The sequence below is a fragment of the Stenotrophomonas sp. IS26 genome (assembly GCF_054188265.1).
The window spans coordinates 151,096-172,914 of the sequence record NZ_JBSZJV010000004.1 but is presented as its reverse complement, the minus strand read 5'-3'; the positions used below and the strand labels follow the sequence as shown (position 1 = coordinate 172,914).

Sequence of the window (21,819 nt, the reverse complement as noted above, 5' to 3'; positions counted from 1 at the left end):
CCCCGTTACACCCAAACCAAAACAAATGAAGCGCTCCCGCGGCCTGCCGTGGTGTTGTAGCGCTGGAAACCCAAACCGCCCTCCCCGCGCATGCGCGATGGGCGGTGAAGCGTGACCAGAAGCGAAACCCCATGGCGTTCCGCGCGGTAGCAGCGCGCGAGGAACGCAAGAATGAAGCGAATGCTGATCAATGCCACGCAGGCTGAAGAGCTGCGGGTAGCCATCGTGGATGGCCAGACGCTGTACGACATCGACATCGAACAGCCGTCCAAGGAACAGAAAAAGTCGAACATCTACAAGGGTCGCATCACGCGCCTTGAGCCTTCACTGGAAGCGGCCTTCGTCGAATACGGCGGTGAGCGCCATGGCTTCCTGCCGCTGAAGGAAATCTCCCGCGATTACTTCCAGGCCGGCGTCGACCACAACAAGGCCGGCATCCGCGAGCTGCTGCGTGAGGGCCAGGAAGTCGTGGTCCAGGTGGACAAGGAAGAACGCGGCAACAAGGGCGCTGCCCTGACCACGTTCATCTCGCTGGCCGGCCGCTACATGGTGCTGATGCCGAACTCGCCGAGCGCCGGTGGCGTCTCGCGTCGCATCGAGGGCGAAGACCGCGCCGCGCTGAAGGAAGCGCTGGACAAGCTGAACATCCCCGACGACATGGGCGTGATCATCCGCACCGCCGGCGTCGGCCGCGATGCCGAAGAGCTGCAGTGGGATCTGGATTACCTGCTGCAGGTCTGGAAGTCGATCGCCGAAGCGGCACTGACCAAGCCGGCCTCGTTCCTGATCTACCAGGAATCGCGCCTGATCGTGCGCGCCCTGCGTGACTACCTGCGCGCCGATGTCGGCGAGATCCTGGTGGACACCGAAGAGCTGTACGAGACCGCCCAGGAGTTCATGCAGCAGGTGATGCCGCAGACCCTGCGCAAGCTCAAGCATTACAAGGACGACATCCCGCTGTTCAACCGCTTCCAGATCGAATCGCAGATCGAAGGCGCGTATGAACGCAACGTCCGCCTGCCGTCGGGCGGCTCGATCGTGGTCGACCAGACCGAAGCGCTGACCGCCATCGACGTCAACTCCTCGCGCGCCACCAAGGGCAGCGACATCGAGGACACCGCGTTCCAGACCAACCTGGAAGCGGCCGACGAAGTGGCCCGCCAGCTGCGCCTGCGCGATCTGGGCGGCCTGGTGGTCATCGACTTCATCGACATGGCCTCCAACAAGCACCAGCGCGAAGTCGAGAACCGCCTGCAGAACGCGCTCAAGTACGACCGTGCGCGCGTGCAGCTGGGCCGCATCTCGCGCTTCGGCCTGATGGAAATGAGCCGCCAGCGCCTGCGTCCGAGCCTGGGCGAATCCAGCCAGATCGTCTGCCCGCGTTGCGACGGCCATGGCCGCATGCGCAGCGTCGAGTCGCTGTCGCTCTCCATCATCCGCGTGGCTGAAGAGCATGCGATGAAGGAGAACACCGGGCAGGTGCTGGTCCAGGCCCCGGTCGAGATCGCCAACTACCTGCTCAACGAAAAGCGCAGCGCGCTGCGCGAGATCGAACAGCGCCATGACGCGCCGATCGTGATCGTCGCCGATGAGCAGCTGCACACCCCGCATTACGAAGTAACCCGCCTGCGTGAGAACGAGCTGGGCGAAGAAAGCGGCAAGCCGAGCTACCAGCGCGGTACCCCGCGCAAGCTGCCGGTGCACGCGCTGACCAAGGCCCAGCTGAACATCCCGGTCGCCCCGGTGGTGACCCAGGTCAAGCACAGCCAGCCGGCCCCGGTGCGTGACGCCCCGGAACCGGAAGCCGCACCGGCCCCGGTCGCGGCCCCCGTTGCCGCCCCGGCGGCAACCGGCGTGGTGGGTTGGCTAAAGCGCATCTTCGGTGGCGAACCGGCCCCGGCCGCCGCACCGCAGCCGAGCAACCGCTCGGGCCAGGACGGCAACCGCAACGGTCGCAACAAGGATCGCAACGGCAAAGACCGCAACGGCCGCCGCGATGAGCGTGGCGAACGTGGTGGCAACGGCAATGCGCAGGCGCAGGGCCGTGGCAAGGACCGTGGTGAGCGTGGCGAACGTGGCCCGAAGGGCGAGCGCCGTGAGGAGCGCCGCCAGGAAACCGCCGCACCGGCCAATGGCAATGCGGCACAGGTGCAGGCACCCGCGCAGGGCAAGCCGCGCAACGAGCAGCAGCCGGCCAAGCCGCGCAATGAACCGCGCAATGACCAGCAGCAGCCGAAGCTGAAGCAGAAGCAGGGCCAGAACGGCCAGGCCAAGCCGCAGCAGAACGACGGCGACAAGCCGGCCATGAGCGAGAAGCCCGCGCGTCAGCCGCAGGCCGATGCACCCAAGCCGACCACCGCCGCACCGGTCGCTGCCGACGCCGCCGTGATCGCTGCGGCTGCCGTGGTCGCCACCGATGGCGCCGCGCCGGCCGCCCACGTCCAGGAAACGGCCAAGGCCGCTCCGGCCGAGGATGCACAGCTGGGCGACACCGACGCCACCGAACAGGGTGACGCGCCGGCCAATGCCGAAGACGGTACCGGCGAAGGCGCTTCGCGTCGTCGTCGTGGCCGTCGCGGTGGCCGTCGTCGTCGTCGTGGCAACGGTGAGCAGGCTGCCGGCAGCGATGGCCTGAATGGTGACGACAACGGTCTGGATGACGAGGGCGACGACCAGGACGGCGATCAGGACGGCGATACCGCCGCCCCGGCCGAGCGCCAGGTCGCCAATAACGGTCAGCCGCAGCCGGAGTTCGAGTTCGACGACGAATCCGGCAACGCGCCGGCCGCTGCCCCCGCACCTGTCCAGGCCCCGCGCCCGGCCCCGGTGGCGGCAGTGGCTGCCGCCGCTCCGGTCGCCGTGGTCAGCAGCCCGGTCGTGACCGCTGGTCATGCCGAGCCGACCCCGGCCCCGGTGGCCGAGAAGGCACCAACCCCGGTCGTCGAGAAGGCCGCTGCGCCGGCCGTCGAGCCGGTCGCTGAGAAGGCCCCGGCCTCCTACAACGACCCGGTGCCGTTCGTGGAAAGCCCGAGGCCGGCTCCGGCGGCTCCGGTTGCTGCTCCGGTGGCTCCGGCTCCGGTCGCTGCTCCGGTGGCTCCGGCCCCGGTCGCTGCTCCGGCCGCCCCGGCTCCGGTTGCTGCTCCGGTTGCTGCTCCGGTTGCTGCTCCGGCAGCTGCTCCGGCAGCTGCTCCGGCAGCTGCTCCGGCAGCTCCGGCTCCGGTAGCTGCTCCGGCGGCGACCGCCCCGGCCCCGGTGGCTGCTCCGGCGGCTCCGGCTCCGGTTGCTGCTCCGGCGGCCCCGGTTGTTGAGGCCGCCCCGCAGGAAGTGAAGGAGCCGACCGTCGCACCGGTGCAGACCAGCATGCTGGATGCCGTCGATGCGACCCAGGCGCCGGCACAGCCGGCAGCCCCGCAGGCCCGCACCGAATCGGCCCCGGCCGGCCCGGTCGTGCACAACGGTCAGTTGTTCGGTTCGGCCGCCAGCGACACCCCGGCGGCGACCAACGCCGCCGAACAGGCCGCGCAGGCCGAAGCGCGCGAGGACATCCCCACCGATGCCCCGCAGGCCGAGGAAGGCGACAAGGCCGACCAGGAAAAGAAAGACACGCTCTGATCCTGAGTGAGTGACGCAACAAACAGACAGCGGCCTTCGGGCCGCTGTCTGCGTTTGGGGGGGGGATGGCGCATGCAGTGGCGTGCGTCAACCGGTCATGATGGCGGCGCTGAGCGCATCCACGCATGGCGTGGATCTACACGGGCCATCGGATGCATCAAGGGTAGACCCACGCCACGCGTGGATCCTGCACGGAATACGTCAAGGGCAGATCCACGCCATGCGTGGAGGCAGCCGGTCGCGCGCTACGCCATCACCGATGACGCGGCGCGCGCCTCAGGGCGTCGTCGCGCCGGCGTTTCCGGTGGCCGGCGCGAACTGCAGCCGGGTCCACACGCCGTAATGATCCGAGGCCCAGCGGCCATCGGCGTACGGCTGGTCGAACAGGATCTTCGCCTCACGGGCAAGCAGTCGATCCTGCTGGAAGAAAATATGGTCGATGCGCGAGGGCGCGTCGTAGTAGTGCCGGTTGAGCGTGCTGACCTGGGCCAGTTCGTTGTTGACGTGCACGCTGCCGTAGCTGTCGCCGTAGTGATTGCGCAGCTCGCTCAGGTCCCCGGCGTCCACCAGCGCGTTGAAGTCACCCGCCACGACCACCGGCGCGTCGCCTGCGCTCTGCGCGATGAAGGCCAGCAGATCCGCCACCTGTTCTCCACGGATGCGGCTGCCGACCTCGTCCGAACGCTCGTTCAAATGCGTGGCATAAACATTGACCGGGCGACCGTCCACATCGATGCGCAGATGCGCCACGGTCCGGTAGTCGCCCAGCGGCGCCAGCAGATGGTCGTTGCGCGACAGCACCGGCCGCCGGGTCAGCAGGGCATTGCCGTAGCGCTTGAAACGCCCCGGCGGATCGGTCGAGACGAACTGATACTCATAGCCCAGCTTGCGCGCCAACCATGCGGCCTGGTTGCGCACATGGGGCTTCTGGATCACTTCCTGCAGCGCGATCGCATCGGGCTGCAGTGCCTGCAGTTCACGCAGGATCACCTGGCGGCGGGCCGGCCAGTTCTCGCGGTCGTGGTGAAGATTGAAGGTGACCATGGTCATCTCCTGCGCGGGCGCCGCCACGGTGCCCTGCGCCAGTGCCACCAGCGGCGCGGACGCCAGCACGGCGGCCAGCAGGCCGCGCATCATCATCGTCATCTGCCGCATTACGGTGCCTTGCGTTCCGCCCGGCGTACCGACGCCGGAATCTCGATCTCGACCTTGGCCGGCACCTGCATCACACGCAGTTCGCCGCCCACCCATTCCGCCGGCTCACCATTGACGGTGGTGGCGCCAGGCTCGCCGCTGTACGGCCACGGCAGCACCACGCCACCGGCCGGCGGCACCAGGCCGGCCGACACGGTCAGGGTGAGCTGCTTGTCGTTGCGGATCAGCGCGTAGTTGAGCTGCCCGTTCGGTGTGCGCAGGCCCTGCACGCCCACGCCCTTGCCTTCCAGCCAGCGCGACGGCACGCCCGCGGCCAGCACCAGGCTGTCGTCGATGTCGCGGCTGTAGGCGAACATGTCCAATGCCGAACGCACGAAGTCCGAGGCCACCCACGCATGTGGCTGGTCACCCAGGAAGAACGGTTTGCGCGGCGTGCGCGAGACCACTTCGGCCCACTGGTTCCACGGCTGCGGTGCACGGTCCTTGAAGAAGAACTCGGTCGCCTGCCAGGCGCGGTCACGCCAGCCCAGGCGCACGAAGGCGGCCACGTTGCGCCACTCGTACGGGGTGTAGTCCTTCCACTCGCGCTTGCCATCGCGGCGCGCTTCGAACTCGCTCCAGTAGCGCTCGAAGGTGTTGTTCAAGTACGGCTGCGGCAGGCGCCCCTGCTCGCCGGCCGGCGCCAGTGCGATGGTGGTCGAGGTGGCATCGAAATCGCCCAGTTCGGCTGAACCGGGCAGATAGTCGATCTTGTGCTGCGCGGTCGCCGCCAGCAGCGAAGCCTGCAGGTCGTCACGGAACTGATCGCGCGATTCACTGATCTGCAGCGCTTCGGCCTTGCCCAGCGTGCTGGCGATGATCGCCGCGTCCTTGTAGCCACGCAGCGCCCAGAAGTTGTCCCAGTACGAATGCATCGGCTTGGCCGAATACCCTTCGTGACTGATCGAGACCGGCATCATCCCGTAGAAGGCGGGGTTGCGCGCGCGGTTGTCTTCGGTGCGCTCGCTCAGGCGCAGCTGCTCCATGTACTGGTAGGCGCCCTGCACATGCGGCCACATCAGCTCCAGGAAGGTGGAGTCGCCGGTGTAGCGCCAGTACTCGGCGATGTTGAAGATCAACTCGCCGTGGCTGTCGTTCTCCGGCACCGGGTCACTGCCGCGCGAGTCCACGCAGCACGGCACCTTGCCATTGTCGAACTGATAGGGCGCATACCAGTTCACGTACTGGCGCACCGCATCACTGCGGCCCATCCGCAGCAGGCCTTCGGAAATCATCGCGCCATCGCGGATCCAGCTGCGCGAATACGAACGCGTGCCCGGCTGCAGGCTGGGGCCGATGCGCGAAATCAGCATGTGCGCCAACGCGGTGCGCAGCGTATCGGCCAGCGGCTTGCCAGCCGCGGGGACCTGCAGCGTCACCTGGTCCAGTTTGGTCCGCCACATCGAAGCGACCTGCTGCTGCGCCTTGGCCGCATCGAAGGCCTTGGGCATCGCCCAGTTGCCGGTCTGCGGCAGCACGATGGCGACCTCGCGGCTCTGGCCAGGCTCCAGCTTCCAGCGGTACAGCAGCGCACCCGAGGCCAGGCCGGTGCTGTCCTTCACTTCGGTGGTGCCTGGCAGCTTGCCGCTGGCCAGGTGGACCACGTCGAACTTGCTGTCGAACGCGGTGGCGAAGGCCGCGTCCGGTGCCTGTGCCGGGTACAGGCGCGGCGTGCCGTTGACGTCGACATGGGTCGGGTCGAAGGACAGGTTGTCGATCCGGCTGACGCCGCCGACGGTATTGAGGAACTGGGTCGGCGGGTTCACCTGCCATGGGCGCACGGCCAGGGCCAGGGTGTACTCGTGGGCCACCTTGTCCGGGTTGCGCAGGGTGTAACGACCGACCAGCTGCGCGTTGTCCGGCGTGCCCTGCACGAAGCCGGTCACCTGCAGGCCAGCCTTGTCGTGGGTCCAGCCGACGTTGGCGATAGGCAGGTAATCGTCCTGCAGCGCTTGGCTGGTTTTTACGTCGGCCCAGCTCAGCAGTTTGTTGTCGACCAGCACGAACGGTTCGACGCTGAAGCTGGACTTGGCCACTTCCAGCGCACCGTCTTCGCCGATCAAGGCCTGCTCGCGACCGCCATCCAACCCGAGCAGCGTCCAGTACGGCTGCTCGCCGGTGAAGCCACGTGGCACCGAACCGCGTGGCAGGTCGGCACCGACCGAGCGGACGAAATCATTCGGGGTATCGGCGAACTCGAGCGGCTTGAGCGTGATATCGCGGATACCGTAGCGCCAGCTCGGGCCGCCCTTGAGGTCGAAGCGCAGGTACCGCGCTTCCGTATCCGGCAGCGCCAGCCAGTCGCGGCCACCGCCGCCGGCGGTCACCTCGCGCAGCGTGTTCCAGTTGCGCCCATCGGCCGAGGAACGCACCACGTAGCGTGTGGCCTCCAGCCCGGGCAGCCATTCGATCACCGCCCCGCCAAACTCGCGCACCTTGTGCAGGTCCAGGCTGATGGTCTGTTCGGCCACACCGCCGCTGATCCAGACCGTGTCCGGCTTGCCATCGACGATGCGGTTCTGCAGCGCGGTGGCGGTATCGGCGATCACCGAGGGGCTCAGCGAAGATGTATCGGCCGGCGGCAGGCCCTGCAGCGTGAGCCGGTCGAAACAGACCGTGCCCTTGCCACCGACCTTGCTGTAGATCGTGAACTCCATCGCAGCGCTGCGCTTGAGCGTCTTGTCCGTCTCCGGGCCCCAGGCCTTGTCGATCTGGCGCTTGCGGTACTGCACCGGCGTCCACGCCTTGGGGAACGCATAGCCGGGGCGATTGACCCACCACACGTTGTCGCCACTGGCATCGATCAGCTTGAACTGCAGATCGTTGGCGGGGGAATCGCCACGCAGCTGGAAGCCGAACTGGTAATTCTCCGGGTACTGGATGCCCAGCTCGCGGCGTATGCCGACATAGCCGGACACGTTGTGGAAGTCGTAATCCACACACAGCGCGCGGCCACCGCCACTGCCGGCCACGCTGCGCAGCGAGCCGCTGACCTGATCGGAGACGACCAGCTTCCACGGGGTCATGTCATCGAAGCTGTCCAGCACCTTGGGTGCGGGCAACACCGGCGTCGCCGGCGGTGCGGCCGAGGCCGCCAGTGACCAGACCAGACCCAGACCCACCGCGACGACGGCATGCTTCACCCTTTGACACTCCCCAGCAACAGACCTTGGATGTAATAACGCTGCAATGCCAGGAACAGCAGCAGCACCGGAACCACCGTGACCACCGCGCCGGCCATCATCATTTCAACGTCCATGATGTGCTCGCGCGAGAGCGTGGCCAGGGCCACCGGGAGAGTGTAGTGCTCCTGGTCGGTCAACACGATCAAGGGCCACATGAAATCGTTCCAGGCCGCCATGAAGGTGAAGATCGACAGGGTCACCAGCACCGGCTTGAGCATCGGCAGCACGATCTGGAAGAAGATCCGCAGCTCCCCTGCCCCGTCGATGCGGGCCGCTTCGAGCAGCTCATCCGGGATCGAACGGGCGTACTGGCGCACCAGGAAGATGCCGAACACGGTGGCCAGCGCCGGCACGATCACGCCACCGAAGTTGTTGACCAGGCCCAGCTGCTTCATCAGCAGGAACAGCGGCAGCATCGCCACCTGCGCGGGGATCACCAGTGCGGCCAGCAGCAGCTGGAAGATGCGCTCGCGGCCGGCGAAGCGCAACTTGGCGAAGGCGTAGCCGGCCATGGTGTTGAGCAGCAGCGAGCCGAAGGTGATGGCCAGCGACACCATCAGGCTGTTGACGAAGTTGTTGGCCATCCCGGTGCGCGCGAACAACTCGTGGTAGTTCGCGGTGGTCAGCGAGGACGGCAGCAGCGGCGGCGGGAAATGCGCCGCCTCGCCGGTCGGCATGAACGACACCGACAGCATCCACAACAGCGGCGCCAGGCTCAGCGCGGCAAGCACCAGCAGGCCACCATTGACCCACCAGGCATGCCAGCGCGATTGACCGATTTCACGACTCATACCAACTGCCTCTTGCGGCCGAAACGCAGCATGATGCTGGTCACGCCCAGGATGATCAGGAACAGCAGGAACGCCACCGCGGAGGCGCGGCCCAGGTTCCACCACTTGAAGCCTTCTTCGAACATGAAATACAGCACGCTGACCGTGCTCTGCAGTGGGTCGCCACGCGTCATCACGTAGGGCTCGGCGAACAGCTGGAAATAACCGGACACGGTGATCACACCGACCACCAGCAGTACCGGGCCCAGCATCGGCAGGGTGATGTGCAGGAACTGCTTCCAGCGCGAGGCACCGTCGATGCGCGCGGCCTCGTACAGGTCATGCGGGATCGCCTGCAGGCCGGCCAGGAAGATCACCATGTTGTAGCCGAAGTTCTTCCACACCGCGAACAGCATGATGGTCGGCATCGCCCAGTTCGGGTCGCCCAGCCAGTCAATCGGGCTGATGCCCAGATGGCCCAGGCCGTAGTTCACCAGGCCGTAGCTGGTATGGAACAGGTAACGCCAGATCACCGCCACCGCCACCAGGGTGGTCACCACCGGGGCGAACAGCGCGGTACGGAACAACGCCTTGAAGCGGGCGGCCGGCGCGTTGAGCAGGATCGCCGCGCCCAGCGATACCGCGATCGACATCGGCACGCCGACGATCACGAAGTAGGTGGTATTCCACAGCGACTTCCAGAACATCGGGGTCTGCAGCAGATCGATGTAGTTGCCCAGGCCGACGAAACGCAGGTTTTCGCCATCGGCCAGTGCGTACAGATCGAAATCGGTGATGCTCAGCGCCAGCGCCGAGAACACCGGCAGGCCGAAGAACACCGCGATGACCAGGATGGCCGGGCCGGCAAACATCCAACCGGCAAGCGAACGCTGCTTCATGGTGCCGCCTCCGTTGCGACCGCACTGGAGTGCTGCTTGTCGCTTACGCCAGACGAGTCCTGGCGGTGCTGCTCATGCATCCAACGGCGTTTGGCGAGGACCTTGTCCACGCGCTTGTCCAGTTCTTTCACTGCTACGTCCTGATCCATGCCACCACGCACCACCTGTTCGGTGATGATCCGCATTTCCTGCACGATGCGCTCCCACTCCAGCACTTTCGGCGTGGGCTTGACCCGCTCGAGCTGATCGCGGAACGGCTGCGCCAACGGGTCGTTGGCCAGCGAGGGGTATTCCCAGGTGCTGCGCCGTGGCGGCAGGTCACCGATGATCGAATGGAAGCGCTCCTGGATCGCCGGGCGCGACAGGAACTCGATCAGCTTCCACGAGGCTTCCTTCTGCTGCGAAGAACGGAAGATCACCAGGCTGGTACCCCCGGCGATGCCGGCGCCGGGGCCGTCCGGACCCGGCAGCGCAGCGGTGCCCCACTGCCCCTCCAGCGCCTTGGGCTGCAGCTTCTTGAACTCGCGGATGTTCCAGGGGCCGGACACGTAGAACACGTTGAAGCCGCGGAAGAACTCATCCCAGACGTTGGAGATCTGCGTCTCGGACATGCGCGGGGCCCAGCCCTGCGCGAACATGTTTTCGTAGAAGCCCAGCGTCCTGCGGAAGCCGGGGCTGCTGAAGTTGCCACGGGTGTCATCGTCACGCAGCAGCGGATCGGGCTGCTGCAGGGCGAAGGACAGCTGCTGCTCGAACTCGTTGATCGGCATCAGCACCGCATAGCGGTTCGCGCCCTGCATCTTCTTGATCGCCGCCATCATCTCGTTCCACTCGCCCCAGGTACGCGGCGGGTGGTCATAGCCGGCCTTGGCCAGCATGTCCTTGCGGTAATACAGCAGGCGCGTATCGACGTACCACGGCACGCCGACCAGTTCGTCATGGATGACGTTGGTGTCCCAGATGCCCTGGAAGTAATCGGCCGGGTCCACCACCTTGGACTGCGCCACATAGGGCTGCAGCGGGGTCAGGGTGTTGAGCTCGGCGAACTCGGGAATCCAGGTGTTGCCCAGCTGGCACACATCCGGCAGCCCGTCGGCCGCGAATGCGGTCAACAGTTTTTCATGCGCGGCCGTCCACGGGATGTTCTGGACATCCACATGAATGCCCGGGTTTTCCGCTTCAAACTCGCGGATCAGGCCGGTGACCACTTCGGCCTCGCGGCCCATCGCCCAGAAACGCACGGTGACCCCTTCCGGTTCTTTCCGGCAGGCACTCAACAACAGGCTGCCGACCAGCAGCAGCAACAGACTCAACCCCAGCTTCGGGCGCGACGACGATGGCACTGCTTACTTCCCCTGCTGCTGGTTGCGGTTCGAATTGGAATTGTTCTTCTGTTCCTGGGCGGCCGCCGCGCGCGATTCGGCGATGCCGACCGAGCGGGCCGAGGCCGCCTTTTCATCTTTCTGCAGTTCCATCGGCTGATCCTCGCCTTCCGGAGTCAACCAGCCACCACTGAAGCCGGCACGCTCCAGACCCTTGCGGATATGGGCGTTCTTCTTCATCACATCCCAGACGAAATCGTTCCGGTAGTTGGCGATCATGGTCAGGATCGGGCCTTGGTCGATACCGATGTAATCGCTGGCCACCCAGCCGCGATCCGGCACCAGGCGACCGGTCTTGATCGGGATGTCGTAGTTGAAACTCGGGTTGAACGAATCCAGGAAGCCGTAGCTGGAATAGATGTAATCGCCATAGCGCTTGTGCATCTCCACCGCGGCCGGGATGACTTCTTCCGGCGCGAACACGATCGAGGCGATCGCCGCGGTCGGCGCGATGGTGCCGTCATCGAAGTTCTCGCGCAGGCCGGCGCCGCGCGAAGAGTAATGGCGGAACTGGCGCTGCTCGCCCCGGTATTCCTGGGTGGTGTTCTGCGGACCGTCGCTGGCGGTCAGGCCCCATACGTTCTGGCCGTAATCCTTCCAGTTCATCGGGTTGGCGATCGCGTACTCGCGCTGCGCCAGGGCGGCCGAACGGCTGTTGAGGAAGTAGGTACTGCCCCGCTCGCGCATGTAGGCATCCTGGATGTCGCGGAAGTCCACCCACACATGCGTGTACTGGTGGCCGAACAGCGGGCCGAAGGACAGGTATTCCTGGCCCTGGTAGACGCCCCAGTCGTTGTCGTAGGTACGCGTCCAGACCGTCCAGGCGTCCGGGCTGACCGGGTGGGTGGGCGAGCCGAGCGCGAGGATGTAGACCATCATCGCCTCGTTGTAGCCCATCCAGTCGTGGTCGATGAAGCCGCTTTCCGGGAACCAGCCCATCGAGATCAGCGGCGCGCGCTGCTGCAGCCACGGCCAGTCCACGCGCTTGTACAGCGTATCGGCGATCTCGCGGATCTCTTTTTCGCGCGCGTCGTCACCGTCGTAATAGGACTGCGCGAACAGCACGCCCATCATCAGCAGCGCGGTATCCACGCTGGACAGTTCCACCCAGCTGTCATAGCGGCGGCCTTCCTGCATGTCCAGGAAGTGGTAGTAGAAGCCTTTGTAACCGCCCTTGCCGGTGCGCTGCGGGCCCATCGGCAGGTCGCGGAAGAACTTCAGCGTCAGCAGGGTGCGGTCGATCGCCTGGTTGCGGCTGACCCAGCCGTTCTCGATGCCGATCGGATAGGCGGTCAGCGCATAGCCCACCGAGGCGATGCTGGCGAACGGGCGCGACGGATAACGGTCCGGGCTGAGCCCGTTGACCTCGTTGGTGGTATCCCAGAAGAACTGGAAGGTGCGGCGCTCGATATCGTCGAACAGCGGCGGCAGCTCCGGCTTCATCGGCCGCGGCGGCACGTCCGCCTCGACCAGGATCACGGGCGGCTTGGGCTTGGCCGGCTCCTGCTGGGCCTGCGGCTGGCAGGCAGCGACGGCGAGACTGATCGTCGCGGCGGTCAACAGGTGGCGTGCCTGCATGGGCCAACTCCTTCTACAGTGTTCGTGACTGGGAAGCATAACGTCCAATGACCTGAAATCGTTTACAGAACGCGGCCTAAAAAAACCACGCAGGCGTGGTCCAAAGCCGCGGTCATTGCCCAGGCCGCTGCCACCCTCCGTGGCACCGGCCTGGACAATGGACTGGCCCGAGGGCCAGCCATTGCCATGAAACCGGCCCCGTCCGAAGACGGGGCCGTTGTTGCATCAGAAGCGGAAGCCAACTTCTGCCTTGACCTGACGCGGCGTACCGATGATGTCGCCGGTCTCGTTGTAGCTGGCCTGCAGCTTGCCGTTGGTCTTGACGTAGTTGTAGGTGGAGAAGTTGTCGAAGTTGAACACGTTGATGATGTCGATACGCGCGTACAGCTCGGTATCGCCCGCCATCTTGAACGTCTTCGTCGCCTGCAGATCGACCGAACGGTAGCCGAAGATCTTGCCACCCAGCAGGAACTTGCCATTGGCGTTGGGCACCGCGGCCTGCGGCGTCGGCAGGTCGTAGCCGCTGGCCTGCGGCACGCCGTACCAGTCGTTGACGGCCGTCGGGGTGGCCAGGGTGACCTTGCCGCCGAAGGTGATGCCCCAGAAGCCCGCGTACGAACCGGTGACCACCAGGCGGTGGCGCGGCGCGCCGTTGGAACGGATGGTCGGGTAGTCCTCGATCAGGCCGCGGTCGAACGCGTACTTCTCGTTGATGTCGCGGTTGTGGCGCGCGGTGGTCCAGGTGTAGGCCACCGAGGTGCCCCAGCCGCTTTCCTGGGTGAACGGCTTCTGCGCCGACAGCAGGACCTGGGTCGCACGGGTCTTGATGCCCTGCTGGCCGATGATCAGGCTGCCGAAGCCCGGCACGTTGCAGCTCCAGGCCTGGCTCAGGCCCGGGTCGGTGCCGCCGCACAGGCGCGGGTCATCGAAGAACTGGCCGGTCGGGTAACGGTTGCCCAGGGTGAAGGCGAACCCGTCGTAGCTCAGGGTGCGGGAGATGGTGGCATCGGTCAGCCACTCACCCACCTGGTTGCTCATGCCGAAGCTGAACTGATCCGAGTACGGCACCTTGAGGTTGTTGTTCAGCAGATCGACTTCCAGACCGGCATTGCTGGTCGAGCCGACCAGGGTCTGCAGGTTGCCGATCCCGTTGAGCAGGTTCGGGTTCCAGTCGTAGCAGGCGGCCTGGCCGTTGATGCAGGTGCCGGTCGACGGGTTGCGGAAGTAGATGGTCGGCTGCGGCAGGGCCAGCTTGGTGGTTTCCAGCTGCAGGTTGTCGAACAGGTCGCGATCGTACGAACGACCGGCACCACCGTGGAACACGTGCTGCTCGTCGGCGTTGAGGTCATACGAGAAGCCCAGGCGCGGCTGCCAGGCATCCTTGAACGCCTTGCGGTTTTTGCCGGTGCTGATGTAATCGCCGATGTTCAGGCCACCCAGCGCCAGCGAATCGGCGTAGGTCTGGCCAGCGGCCGCGCGCGGATCCTGCGAGTAGATCGCGTCGACCACCTGCTGCGGGGTCACGAAGTCCAGGTAGGACGGCGTCTTCTCGTAGTCCCAACGCAGGCCGAGGTTGAGCTGCAGGTGGTCGTTGACCTGCCAGTCGTCCTGGATGAACAGGCCGATCTGCTTGGACTTCGAACGCACTTCGCCCGACACGCCCGACACGCCGGTCACCGGCTTGACGAACTGCGCCTTGTACGGGATGGAATCCGGGAAGTCCGGATCGCCCAGGGTGTAGGTGAAGGTCGGGTTGATCTGCGCAGCATCGGATGCGTACAGGTCGATCTGCTTGTACTTGGCGCCCATCTTGATGGTGTGGTCGCCCGCCCACTGGATGCCATCCAGGGTCAGGTTGTCTTCGATCGACCAGCCCTTCTGGCCCTTCACCTGCGAATCCAGCGCCGATGCGCCACCGATCTTCACCACGGTGCGGTCTTCGGTGCCGTCCGGTGCGGTGTAGGTGATGCCGTTGGCCAGGGTCAGCGGGGTCGGGTTGTTGAACGAATCTTCGTGGGTGACCATCAGTTCGTTGTAGTAACGCTCGCCGCTGTGGTTCCAGCGCAGGGCGTAACGACGGTCGGTGTTGACCACTTCACGGCCGGCTTCCGGCGCGGTCTGGCCGCTGAACTGCGACTGGGTTTCATCGCGGTCCTGGAAGGTCAGCTCGATGCGATCGTTGTCGGTCGGCTCGAAGTCGACCTTGGCGAAGATCAGATCCTGCTGGAACGGCTGGCTGGCCGGGCCGAGGCCGGCGGCGCCTTCCGGCGGCAGCAGGGCGGCAGCTCGGCCGACCGCGCCGTCAGGCGCGATGGTGACCGGCAGGTCGAAGCGCTTGGCTTCATAGGTCACGAAGAAGTGGGCCTTGTCCTGGATGATCGGACCACCCAATGCAAAACCGTATTCCTTCTCGGCCGATGCCTCTTTCGTCTGGCCAGCCTGACGCTCGGCCGGGGTCTTGGCGCGCATGTCTTCGTTGGTGTAACGGTAGAAGGTTTCACCCTTGAACTCGTTGGTGCCGGACTTGGTGGCCGCGGTCACGGCCGCGCTCGACACCTGGCCGTACTCGGCCTTGTAGTTGCCGCTGATGACCTTGTATTCGCCGATCGCCAGCTGCGGGAACGGGTTGCCGGCGCTGCCGGACTGGCCGGCCACGCCGCCGCCCTTGACGTAGCTCTTCTGGCCCACGCCGTCGATATAGACGTTGGTGCCGTCGGAGTTGGTGGCACCGCCGCGCAGGGAGGTGTTGCCCTTGGCATCACGGGTGAAGATCAGGCCCGGCACCGCGTCGGCGAATTCCAGGAAGTTGCGCGACACCTGCGGGGTGGTCTGGATCTGCTGCAGGCTGACGGTCTTGCCCACTTCGGAGGTACGCACTTCCTGCAGCAGGGTCGGCGCAATGACGTTGACCGTGTCCAGGTTGGTGGCGTTGGCGGTGCTGCCGTTGGCCGGCGCGCCGCTGAAGTTCAGGGTCGCGGTGGAGGCCACAGTGACCGTCACCTTCTGCGTCTGGCCATTGGCCACGACGTTGTAGGTGCCCGGGTCCAGGCCCATCAGCGAGTAGCTGCCATCGGCACGGGTGGTGGCGCGGCGCATGGTGCCGCTGGCCACGTTGGTGGCGGTGACTTCGGTGCCGGCGGCAGCCTCGGCGACCTGGCCGCGCAGCGACGAGGTGGCCGACTGCGCCATCACGCTCGGGGCGGCGCCCAGCATCAGGCAGGTGACCAGCGCGCTGGACAACAGACTGCGTGCGGGCGCGCGGTTGCGGTGATTGGAATACGTCATGTAACTCTCCGGGTGGTGGTGGCCGTCTTTGCGGCCCCTGTCGTTTTATGTGGTGCGTTTTTTAGGGCGTCACGACCAACGGTCGTGACCTACTGCTGGGTTCTGGCTTTGCTCGAATCACGCACGATCAGGGTCGGCACGAGCGTCTGCTTGTCGCCGGCCCCTTCTGTGTTGTTGCCATCCATCAACTGCAACAGGCGCGTCGCGGCCTTATCGCCGAGGTCGGCGATACTCACCTGCATCGTTGTCAACGATGGGTGAACGAAACGTGCCAGCGGAATGTCATCGAAACCCGCCAAGGCGACATCGGCCGGCACCCGGACACCTGCCTGCGCGAACGCATACAGACACCCCAGCGCCATCATGTCGTTGGCGGCGAACACCGCATCGGGCAGCGTGCCGGCTGCCAGCAACTCCTGTCCGGCGCGATGGCCGGAAGCTTCGTCAAAGTCACCGGGCAACTCGATCCCTTCGGCAGCATCGCCGAAAGCCGCCAGCGCATCGCGGAAACCGCGCAGGCGCTCACGGGCGTCGTAGTTGAGGTCCGGACCGGAAATGAAGGCGATGCGCCGATGCCCGACGTCCAGCAGGTGACGGGTCATGGCCATCGCGCCGGCATGGTCATCGATGCTCAGCACCGGATGATCCTGCTCGGGCAGATACGTGTTGATCAGCACCGTGGGCAACGACTGCGGCAGGTTGTCGGTCAGGAAGCCGGGGCTCTCGGCATACGGCGAAAGCACCAGCAACCCATCGACACGACCGCGCATGGCCCGCAGGGCCGCGCCCTGCTGCTCCTGGTCACCGTGGTAACTGGACACGAGCAGATGCTGGCGACGCTCGCGGGCCACCCCATCGATGCCACGCATCAGTTCGGAGAAGAATTCGCCATAGAGATCGGGCAACACCACGCCAATGGTGTTGGTCCGTCGGCTGCTCAGGCTCCGGGCCGCTGCATGCGGGGTATAGCGCAGTCGCGCTGCCACCTCCAGCACCAGCTTGCGCACGGGCTCGGCAACATTTTCATGGCCATTGAGTGCGCGCGAGACCGTGGCAACAGAGACACGGGCTTCACGGGCGACATCTTTGATAGTGATCGCTGCCTTGTTCACTTCGCCGCCCTCCACGGCTTAGAGATCTGGGCTTGGCGCGGAATGTAAGCGTTTTCAAACCCGAATGTAAACACTACGTTAGCCTCATGTCGTACGGCGGTAACCAAAAGCTGTCCATGTCGGCCCCTTTCGGGACTGACCAGGACAAGGCGGGACAAGGGTTTCAGCGGTTTTTGACCGGTGTCTCGGCACGGATGGACAACGCGTGGATATCGGTCTCCATCATCGTTCCCAGGGCCGCATAGACGGCCCGATGGCGCGCCAGCGGGAGCTTTCCTTCGAAGGCTGCGCTGACCACGTGCACCTTGAAGTGCCCCCGGCCGTCACGCGCGCCCTCATGGCCGGCGTGGCGGTGGCTGTCATCCTTGACCTCCAGCAGTTCCGGATCCAGTGCCTGCTGCAGCGCCTGCCGGATGCGCTCGACCCGGTTCATGGCAGGACCTTGCGGAACGGACGCACCTGGACGCGCACGTAGACGCCCGCCTCTACATACGGATCGGCGGCGGCCCAGTCCTGGGCGTGGGTCAGCGAATCGAACGCGGCGATCACCACGCTGCCACTGAAGCCGGCCGGGCCGGGATCTTCGCTGTCGATGGCCGGGCACGGGCCGGCCAGCAGCAGCCGTCCTTCGTCCTGCAGGGCCTGCAGCCGGGCCAGATGGGCCGGGCGCGACGCCAGACGGGCGGCCAGCACATCGGTGCCGTCATAGCCTTCAATCACATACCACACGGGCAACTCCGAGGTCTTGTTGAATCAATCCCGGGCATTCTAGCGGGGCTGGCTGGACACTGGCGCGGCAACCCCGTAGTCTTATGTCCATTGCACGTGGCTGGATGCAGCGCCCCGTCGGCAACCGGCTCCACCGCCAGCCGACGACCGATCCACTGCCCCACACCAGCACACGTAGACGACCTCCCCGTAGTTCTGTCGCTGCCCATCGCGGCGCGCCTTGCTGTTTGAAGTGTGGAATCGCGCCGACCCAGGCGTGTCATGGCTTGCCATCCTGCCGCCCGGGACCGTTCCGGACGCTGGCATGGTGCGGCGACCGGTCCGTTGCAATACTGACGTCTATTTGATGACTGCCGAACTCGCGCCCGACGCGAACCCGCCAATCCGAGTGCCCGCCCCACAGCAGCAGGAAATGCCGCTGGCCGTGGTGCATGGACAGCCGGTCCTGCAGATTCCGCAGGACCTGTACATCCCGCCGGACGCGCTGGAAGTCATCCTGGATGCGTTCGAGGGTCCGCTGGACCTGCTGCTGTACCTGATCCGCCGGCAGAACCTGGACATCCTGGATATCCCGGTCGCCGAGATCACCCGCCAGTACGTCGAGTACATCAACGTCATGCAGGAGCTGCGCTTCGAACTGGCGGCCGAGTACCTGGTGATGGCGGCGATCCTGGCCGAAGTGAAGTCGCGGATGCTGTTGCCGCGGCCGCCCAGCATCGAGGGCGAGGAAGCCGATCCGCGCGCCGAGCTGGTGCGCCGGCTGCAGGAGTACGAACGTTTCAAGCAGGCCGCCGAGGACATCGACAGCCTGCCCCGCCAGGACCGCGACACCACCGTGGTCCACGCCTTCGTCCCTGACCGCGCGGCCGTCAAGCTGCCGCCGCCGGTGGATCTGAAGGAAATGCTGATGGCGCTGCACGACGTGCTCAAGCGCGCCGAGCTGTTCACCGGCCACGCGATCAAACGCGAGGCACTGAGCGTGCGCCAGCGGATGGGCGACGTGCTGGGTCGTCTGGAAGACGGCAGGTTCTACCGGTTTGAAACGCTGTTCACCGCCGAAGAAGGCAAGCTGGGGGTGCTGGTCACCTTCCTGGCCCTGCTGGAACTGGCCAAGGAACAGCTGCTGGACATCGTCCAGGAAGCTCCGCTGGCGCCGATCTACGTCAAGTCCCTGGCCGCCGGCAACACCAACGAACCGCTGCAGTTCAACAGCGAGTTCGACGACAACGACGCCGCCGCCAACGAATCCGACTGAGCACCCGACCCACGCATGGATCAACCGCTGATCAACCGTATTGTCGAAGGCGCCCTGCTGGCGGCCAGTGAGCCGTTGACGCTGGCGCAGCTGCAGGGCCTGTTCCCGGAAGAGGAACCGGCACCGCCGGGCAGCATCGAACGCGCGCTGGAACTGCTGCGCGAAGGCTGCCAGGACCGCGGCGTGGAGCTGGTCGAGGTGGCCTCCGGCTTCCGCTTCCAGGTCACCAGCGAAGTGCATGGCTACATCACCCGGCTGTGGACGGAGCGCAAGACCCGCTACACCCGTGCCACGCTGGAAACGCTGGCATTGATCGCCTACCGCCAGCCGATCACCCGCGGCGAGATCGAACAGGTCCGCGGTGTGGCGGTCAGCAGCAACATCATCCAGGCCCTGGAAGAGCGCGAATGGATCCGCGTGATCGGCCACCGCGACGTGCCCGGCAAACCGGCGCTGTTCGGGACCACCAAGGGCTTCCTGGATTATTTCGGGCTCAAGCGCCTGGACGAACTGCCGCCGCTGTCCGAGTTGCGCGACCTGGGCGAGCTGGAACCGCAGCTGCCGCTGGACAGCGAAGGCCAGCCGGCCGGTCGCCTGCCCGCCGGCGCGGCGACCCCGGAGGCCGAGCTGGAGACGGACGCGGCCAATGATGACGCCACTCCGGCACCGGCGGACCCAGTGGACCCTGCAGCGGCCCGATTGGCAGCCCGCGTGGCGCTGGCCTCGGCGCGGCTGGCAGAGCAACCGGCAGAACCGGACAATAGCGAGGCGCCCGATGCTGCAGACGCCACCGACACCCCATCCCATGCGCCGTTGTCGCTTGCCGACGACGACGCGGATACGACCGCCAGCGATGGCGAACCCGATACCGCGCCGGGAGAGCGCGCGGCGCCCCAGAACGAAACCGGAAACAACGCCGTCGCGAAGACGACCGTGGCTGTTGACGAAGCCGATCCCGAACCAGAGGCCGACGCATCCGTTGCCGGCCGGAGCCAAGTAAATGAGTGACACCCCCCGCAAGCCATCGTTGAACAAGCTTTCGCTCAAGCGCGAATCCGCCTCCGAACAGCCCAAGCTCGAAGAGCGCCTGCACAAAGTGCTGGCGCAGGCCGGCCTGGGTTCGCGCCGCGCGCTGGAACAGCGCATCGCCGATGGCCTGGTCAAGGTCAATGGCGAGGTCGCGCAGACCGGCCAGTCGATCAAGAGCGGCGACAAGGTCGAGCTGGACGGCCGTGGCTTCGTCGCCACCGCGCTGACCGAAACCTCCCGCGTGCTGGCCTACAACAAGCCGGAAGGCGAAGTGACCACGCGCGAAGACCCCGAAGGTCGCCCGACCGTGTTCGAAGCGCTGCCTGCCCTCAAGGGCGCGCGCTGGATTGCGATCGGCCGCCTGGACATCAACACCACCGGCCTGCTGCTGGCGACCACCGACGGTGAGCTGGCCAACGCGATGATGCACCCCTCCTACGAGGTCGAGCGCGAGTACGTGGTGCGCGTGCGCGCCCCGGAAGGCGAAGAGAAGGTGCCCGACAGCATCGTTGACCGCCTCGCCCGTGGCGTCGCGCTGGAAGACGGCCCGGCCAAGTTCGACGAGATCGAACGCATCGGCGGCACCGATTCGCACGACTGGTTCCGCGTGGTGGTCAAGGAAGGCCGCAACCGCGAGGTGCGCCGCCTGTGGGAATCCCAGGGCTGCCAGGTCAGCCGCCTCAAGCGCACCCGCTACGGCAAGGTCAGCCTGCCGCGCGAACTGCTGCGTGGCCAGTCGGTCGAACTGCCGGCCAAGCAGGTTGAAGCGCTGCGCGCCGAACTGAAGCTGGAAGAAGGTGCCCCGTCGGCACTGACCCTGCAGCCGGTGATCGGCCAGCGTCGTGCCGCCAAGACCACCGTGCGCGTTTCGCGCGACGGCGGCCGTGGCAACGCCTACGTCAACGGCCACAACTCGGCCGATGAAGGCCGCGAACTGCGTCGTTTCGACAACGTGCGCGAAGAGCGCGGCCGTGGCCGCGGTGGCAAGGGCGGCGGCTTCAAGGGTGGCCTGACGGTCAGCGGCGAAGCAGCGGCCAAGCAGTCGCAGCGCCCGTTCAAGGCTCGCCCGGACAAGGGCAACCGGGCACTTCCGGAAGGCAACCCGGCGGCGTTCCGCAGCTGGTACGTGCCGGACGGTGTCAGCACCGGGCCGAGCGGCCACCGCAATGCCGGCCCGGGCGCTGCCCGTGGTCCCGGCGCGCGTGGTCCGGGCGCCGGCGCAGGTGCCGGTGGCCAGGGCCGTCCGTATGGCAAGCCGAAGGGTCCGGGTGGCGCAGGCGGCCCGGGGCGCGGCAGCTACGGCGGCGGTGCTGAAGGTCGTGGCGGTTACGCCGGCGGTGGCGAAAGCCGTGGCGGCTACGGTGGCCAAGGCCGTCCGGCCGGTCCGGGTGGCGGTGGCAACCGCGGTGCCCAGGGTGGCCAGGGTCCGTCCCGCCATCCGTACGGTCATCCGGGCAATGCCCCGAGCTTCCCGTCCGATCACGCCAATCCGGGCGCCAGCCCGTACGGCAGCGCGCGTCCGGCGGGTAACCGCGGTCCGGGTGGTCCGGGTGGCAACCGTGGCCCGGGTGGTCCCGGCGCACGCGGCCCGGGTGGCGCCAGTGCGCGCGGCCCCGGCGGTCCCGGTGGCAACCGTGGTCCGGGTGGTCCGGGCGGCAACCGTGGCCCGGGTGGCCCCGGTGCTCGTGGTCCCGGCGGCCCGGGCGGTCGCCCCGGCGGCAACCGCGGCCCGGGTGGCGGCGGTCACCGTGGTGGCGGCCCGCGCGGCGGCTGATCAGTGACACAAAAA

The 21,819-nt window shown here is 66.4% G+C and carries 14 protein-coding genes; 4 read left to right on the top strand and 10 right to left on the bottom strand.

The genetic code is table 11. The features are described 5' to 3' along the window. Nucleotides 1-171: 171 nt before the first annotated feature. A complete protein-coding gene (locus tag ACW6W5_RS06020) occupies nucleotides 172-3,612 on the top strand; it encodes an Rne/Rng family ribonuclease (RefSeq protein ID WP_152152690.1) in 3,441 nt (1,146 codons plus the stop codon). A gap of 276 nt (nucleotides 3,613-3,888) precedes the next feature. Here the strand turns inward: ACW6W5_RS06020 and ACW6W5_RS06015 are convergent, their stop codons facing one another. The 10 genes from ACW6W5_RS06015 to ACW6W5_RS05970 all read right to left on the bottom strand — a co-directional run bounded on the left by ACW6W5_RS06015 (nucleotide 3,889) and on the right by ACW6W5_RS05970 (nucleotide 17,746). Then, nucleotides 3,889-4,746, bottom strand: a complete 858-nt coding sequence (locus tag ACW6W5_RS06015; protein ID WP_458233634.1) for an endonuclease/exonuclease/phosphatase family protein — start codon at nucleotides 4,744-4,746, stop codon at nucleotides 3,889-3,891. 20 nt (nucleotides 4,747-4,766) lie between these two features. Then, a complete protein-coding gene (locus ACW6W5_RS06010; protein WP_152152692.1) occupies nucleotides 4,767-7,949 on the bottom strand; it encodes a discoidin domain-containing protein in 3,183 nt (1,060 codons plus the stop codon). Beyond that, nucleotides 7,946-8,782 carry a carbohydrate ABC transporter permease gene (locus ACW6W5_RS06005; RefSeq protein WP_019182882.1) on the bottom strand — a complete coding sequence of 279 codons (837 nt, stop codon included), beginning with the start codon at nucleotides 8,780-8,782 and terminating at the stop codon, nucleotides 7,946-7,948. Before ACW6W5_RS06005 ends, ACW6W5_RS06010 begins: the two co-directional genes overlap by 4 nt. Beyond that, complete coding sequence (locus ACW6W5_RS06000; RefSeq protein WP_019182881.1) at nucleotides 8,779-9,660, bottom strand: carbohydrate ABC transporter permease; 882 nt, start codon at nucleotides 9,658-9,660, stop codon at nucleotides 8,779-8,781. The genes ACW6W5_RS06005 and ACW6W5_RS06000 overlap by 4 nt, the downstream gene beginning before the upstream one ends. Beyond that, the gene (locus ACW6W5_RS05995; RefSeq protein ID WP_226956633.1) at nucleotides 9,657-10,973 is read right to left on the bottom strand and encodes a sugar ABC transporter substrate-binding protein; all 1,317 of its coding nucleotides are present in this window, start codon (nucleotides 10,971-10,973) and stop codon (nucleotides 9,657-9,659) included. Before ACW6W5_RS05995 ends, ACW6W5_RS06000 begins: the two co-directional genes overlap by 4 nt. A 33-nt stretch (nucleotides 10,974-11,006) precedes the next feature. Beyond that, complete coding sequence (locus ACW6W5_RS05990; RefSeq protein ID WP_121038093.1) at nucleotides 11,007-12,620, bottom strand: glucoamylase family protein; 1,614 nt, start codon at nucleotides 12,618-12,620, stop codon at nucleotides 11,007-11,009. Between the two features lie 225 nt (nucleotides 12,621-12,845). Continuing rightward, a complete protein-coding gene (locus ACW6W5_RS05985; RefSeq protein ID WP_152152694.1) occupies nucleotides 12,846-15,905 on the bottom strand; it encodes a TonB-dependent receptor in 3,060 nt (1,019 codons plus the stop codon). Nucleotides 15,906-15,994: 89 nt separating this feature from the next. After that, nucleotides 15,995-17,032 carry a LacI family DNA-binding transcriptional regulator gene (locus ACW6W5_RS05980; RefSeq protein ID WP_121038099.1) on the bottom strand — a complete coding sequence of 346 codons (1,038 nt, stop codon included), beginning with the start codon at nucleotides 17,030-17,032 and terminating at the stop codon, nucleotides 15,995-15,997. Between the two features lie 148 nt (nucleotides 17,033-17,180). Continuing rightward, entirely contained in the window at nucleotides 17,181-17,450 is a 270-nt protein-coding gene (locus ACW6W5_RS05975; RefSeq protein ID WP_121038102.1) for a BolA family protein, read from the bottom strand. Then, a complete protein-coding gene (locus ACW6W5_RS05970) occupies nucleotides 17,447-17,746 on the bottom strand; it encodes a YciI family protein (protein WP_019182875.1) in 300 nt (99 codons plus the stop codon). The genes ACW6W5_RS05975 and ACW6W5_RS05970 overlap by 4 nt, the downstream gene beginning before the upstream one ends. A gap of 346 nt (nucleotides 17,747-18,092) precedes the next feature. Between ACW6W5_RS05970 and ACW6W5_RS05965 the strand changes: the two genes are divergently transcribed. Genes ACW6W5_RS05965 through ACW6W5_RS05955 form a run of 3 tightly spaced genes read left to right on the top strand, consistent with a single transcriptional unit; the run spans nucleotide 18,093 to nucleotide 21,804 of the window. Next, on the top strand, nucleotides 18,093-19,001 hold the full coding sequence (locus ACW6W5_RS05965; protein ID WP_121038105.1) for a segregation and condensation protein A: 909 nt from the start codon (nucleotides 18,093-18,095) through the stop codon (nucleotides 18,999-19,001). A 15-nt stretch (nucleotides 19,002-19,016) separates the two neighbouring features. After that, nucleotides 19,017-20,009 (top strand): SMC-Scp complex subunit ScpB, encoded by a 993-nt coding sequence (gene scpB / locus ACW6W5_RS05960; RefSeq protein ID WP_152152695.1) that lies wholly within the window; start codon nucleotides 19,017-19,019, stop codon nucleotides 20,007-20,009. After that, nucleotides 20,002-21,804: a pseudouridine synthase gene (locus ACW6W5_RS05955; protein WP_121038112.1), complete on the top strand. Its 1,803-nt coding sequence runs from the start codon at nucleotides 20,002-20,004 to the stop codon at nucleotides 21,802-21,804. The genes scpB and ACW6W5_RS05955 overlap by 8 nt, the downstream gene beginning before the upstream one ends. The last annotated feature ends 15 nt before the right edge of the window (nucleotides 21,805-21,819 follow it).

Coding starts and splice junctions, on each gene's coding strand:
- ACW6W5_RS06020 (WP_152152690.1), top strand. CDS start 172: ATGAAGCGAATGCTGATCAATGCCACGCAGGCTGAAGAGCTGCGGGTA.
- ACW6W5_RS06015 (WP_458233634.1), bottom strand. CDS start 4,746: ATGCGCGGCCTGCTGGCCGCCGTGCTGGCGTCCGCGCCGCTGGTGGCA.
- ACW6W5_RS06005 (WP_019182882.1), bottom strand. CDS start 8,782: ATGAGTCGTGAAATCGGTCAATCGCGCTGGCATGCCTGGTGGGTCAAT.
- ACW6W5_RS06000 (WP_019182881.1), bottom strand. CDS start 9,660: ATGAAGCAGCGTTCGCTTGCCGGTTGGATGTTTGCCGGCCCGGCCATC.
- ACW6W5_RS05990 (WP_121038093.1), bottom strand. CDS start 12,620: ATGCAGGCACGCCACCTGTTGACCGCCGCGACGATCAGTCTCGCCGTC.
- ACW6W5_RS05985 (WP_152152694.1), bottom strand. CDS start 15,905: ATGACGTATTCCAATCACCGCAACCGCGCGCCCGCACGCAGTCTGTTG.
- ACW6W5_RS05975 (WP_121038102.1), bottom strand. CDS start 17,450: ATGAACCGGGTCGAGCGCATCCGGCAGGCGCTGCAGCAGGCACTGGAT.
- ACW6W5_RS05965 (WP_121038105.1), top strand. CDS start 18,093: ATGACTGCCGAACTCGCGCCCGACGCGAACCCGCCAATCCGAGTGCCC.
- scpB (WP_152152695.1), top strand. CDS start 19,017: ATGGATCAACCGCTGATCAACCGTATTGTCGAAGGCGCCCTGCTGGCG.
- ACW6W5_RS05955 (WP_121038112.1), top strand. CDS start 20,002: ATGAGTGACACCCCCCGCAAGCCATCGTTGAACAAGCTTTCGCTCAAG.